Raw genomic sequence first — 3006 nt, forward strand, 5'->3', positions numbered from 1 at the left:
TACTGCAGCCGTAGTTCGTGATCATTGGTTTTCCTGTCGCCGGTAGTGGGATAGCTGCGCTCGGTATTGGTGTCGTCGTCGCCAGTGCGACCAGGCCAGCAGGCTTTTGATGGTACGGCGGGTGGTCAGCAGCAGCATGTCGAAAAGACGACGAAATTCGTTGACGGTCAACGCAATCAGCCCGACGGGGGTGGGTTGGGCGTCGCGCTCGACGGCGGTGGACACGGCCAGGAAGGCATGAGCGAGCATGGCCAGGGTGGTCCAGCGATGCCAGGAGTGCCAGCGGCGGACCTGGTGTTGGTCGAGTCCGGTCAGGCCCTTGGCGGCCTGGAAGGATTCCTCGATGCGCCAGCGTTGACCCGCGACGGCGACCAGGGTGTGCAAGGTGACCGGACGTGGTGAATAGCTTCGCAGGTAGGCCAGCTCACCGGTGGTGTCGTTGCGCCGTATCAGCAAATGGTGGCAGCCGGTGTCGGTGTCGTCTTCGGCGTCCAGCGCGATCCAGGCCCAGGAGTAGTAGCGCTGCCCGTGGCTGCCGTGCCCGGCGGAGTGTTTCTGCCACGCCCACGGTGGCAGCGCTGCGGGCAGTTGATCGACGCGGATCGGTCCGGCCGCCGTCGGCACTCGCCGGTTGGCGGCCACCGCCAGCACATAACCCAGGCCGTGGCCGCGGATGGCGGCACGCAGTTTCGGATCAGCGCCGTAGACCTCGTCGCCAGCCACCCAGCCTGCTGGAACCTTCGCATCGACGGTACGGGCGATCAACTGCCCGGCCAGGGTGGGTTTGGTGGCAAAACCTCTGCTATCAGCCGGTATCCCCGCCTCGTCGCAACGATCCGGATCCTCGCTCCAGCAGCGCGGCAGATACAGCGCTCGGTCGATCAGGGCATGCCCGCGCGGGGCGGCATAGGTCAGATACACCGCGACTTGGGAGTTCTCGATGCGCCCAGCCGTGCCGCTGTATTGGCGTTGCACCCCGACGGTGGCGGTGCCCTTCTTGACATCGCCCGTCTCGTCGATGATCAGCACCGCGCCAAGATCACCGAACGCGTCGACGACGTAATCACGCAGATCGTCGCGGACCGCATCAGCGTCCCACTTGGCGCGGGCCAGCAGGTGCTGCAAGCCGTCGGGGGTGTGATCGCCACGGTGCTCGGCGATCGTCCAGCAATTCTTGCGATCCAGCCCGGAGACCATCCCGGCCATCAGCGCAGCGGCATGCCGTAACGGCTCATGGCGGGTAAACCGCGGCGCGATCCGGTCGATCACTGCCGAGAACTGCCTCCACCACCGGTCAGGGTCTACGCTGACAGCCGCGGGGGCCGCGGCATATTCAGATGTGTTCACAAACTCCGAACAATGCCTCGGCCACCGCTTCTACCAGCGCAGACACGCCGAAGAACCCCCGCCCCGAACTACGGCTGCAGTACTAGCTCGACCGATCGCCCGCTAAGCCACACCGGCATTGAGCGCGCGCTATTTTTCCTCAGACCCGATTCCGCGAGTAAGCGGGCGACACGCGCTGGAAGTTGGCGATGGGTGCCATTGCCGCATAGGACAATTGGCTTGTGACTAGCGATAGTCTTAGTGGCGCAGGAAGGCACCCATCTGGTGAGTAGAATACGCAATCGAAAAGCTGCGGGGAAGCGGTCGCTGGGGCGTGTTCGTATCGGCCGGTCAGATCCGTCGGTATCCGGAAACACGGGAATGATCGCAGTCACCGAGCTGCTGGACCGGCTGGATGTGATTGGGCGAAGCGAAGTGCATCACATACCCGATCGCCATAGCCTTTCCGTGATGCACCGTGGCTGCGGTGCCGAGCAGGAATGGCAGATCCATGCGGGTCAGCTTGAGTTCGCTGGCTGCGCGCATAACGGTGGTCAAAACCAGCGTGCCGAAGAACGCACCGGCCAGAGTTGCCCAGATGCTCACCGGCCCATCTTTTCGACAAGCGCCGCGATGGTGCAGGCGGCATTGATCAGCGCCAGATGGGTAAGCCCCCGAGGCAGGTTGCCGAGAAACGCCCCGGTCACCGGGTCGACTTCTTTGCTGAAGAGGCCGACGTCGTTGGGCAGCCCTACAAGCGCATCCATCAGTTCGATCGCCTCGCCAACGCGTCCCGCCCGGGCGAGCGACTCGGCGAGCCAGAACGAACACGACAGAAACGCTCCTTCGGCGCCTGCGACTCCGTCGGAACCCTGGTAGCGCCGCACGTAGGGGCCCTTTCGCAGCTCGGTGTTCACTGCATCAATGGTGGCCCGCATAACGGCATCACCGCCGCCGGTGTATCCGTGCAAAAGCCCGTGCGCTCTACGGCACGGGCTCCACCGTCGAGCCGATACAGCACGCGCAGCCGCGGATGGGTTAACTGGGTGGCGTGCATCAGCCACCAGAGGTAGGCGTGGGCCTCTGTCATGCAACCAAGCCGCAGAAAGGCGCTGAGAGTGAAGGCCAAGTTGCGGATACAGGAGTAGCGGTAGTCCCAGTTACGTTCGCCCCCAAGATTTTCTGGCAGAGATGAGGTGGCGGCCGCAGCGATCGCACCGGAGGGCGCGAAGACCAGCAGTTTGATCGCCAGTGCGCTGCGCAGCATTGCGTCGGGCCATCGGCCCAGGTGGGTGCGGACTGCGCACCAGTCGCGCCACCCGGCCACGGTGCGCGCCAACCGGGCGTCGCAGTCGGCACGAGCCGGCAGCACCAGCGGCTCCTAGTGTCCTGCGCCGTTAATTCGTTCAATTAATCGGCCGAGGGATTCGAGGATCTGTTCGGCAGTTTTGGTCCATACGAACGGTTTTGGGTTCTCGTTCCAGGCTCTGGCCCAGGCGCGGATGTCTTTTTCCAGGGCTTGAACGCTGCGGTGATCGCCGCGTTCGAGCATTTGGCGGGTTAGTTCGGCGAACCACCGTTCGACCTGGTTGATCCAGCTGGAATAGGTTGGCGTGTAGTGCATGTGGAAGCGTGGGTGGTTGTCCAGCCAGGTCGCCACGGTGGGTGCCTTGTGGGTGC

Annotated in this window: 5 protein-coding genes; all 5 read right to left on the reverse strand. The window is 64.0% G+C overall.

Annotation, left to right across the window (positions count from 1 at the left end):
• Positions 1-21: 21 nt before the first annotated feature.
• Positions 22-1266, reverse strand: coding sequence for an IS701 family transposase (locus AC2VON_RS05835; protein ID WP_486952094.1), 1245 nt, complete (start codon positions 1264-1266; stop codon positions 22-24).
• Positions 1267-1677: 411 nt separating this feature from the next.
• Positions 1678-1932 (reverse strand): hypothetical protein, encoded by a 255-nt coding sequence (locus tag AC2VON_RS05840; protein ID WP_486952090.1) that lies wholly within the window; start codon positions 1930-1932, stop codon positions 1678-1680.
• Complete coding sequence (locus AC2VON_RS05845; protein ID WP_486952091.1) at positions 1929-2243, reverse strand: hypothetical protein; 315 nt, start codon at positions 2241-2243, stop codon at positions 1929-1931. Before AC2VON_RS05845 ends, AC2VON_RS05840 begins: the two co-directional genes overlap by 4 nt.
• Positions 2240-2698, reverse strand: a complete 459-nt coding sequence (locus tag AC2VON_RS05850) for a glycoside hydrolase family 15 protein (protein ID WP_486952092.1) — start codon at positions 2696-2698, stop codon at positions 2240-2242. The genes AC2VON_RS05845 and AC2VON_RS05850 overlap by 4 nt, the downstream gene beginning before the upstream one ends.
• A gap of 9 nt (positions 2699-2707) precedes the next feature.
• A partial coding sequence (locus tag AC2VON_RS05855; protein ID WP_486952093.1) for a transposase occupies positions 2708-3006 on the reverse strand: 299 nt, incomplete at its 5' end.

The organism is Mycobacterium sp. TH-M82 (assembly GCF_057473605.1).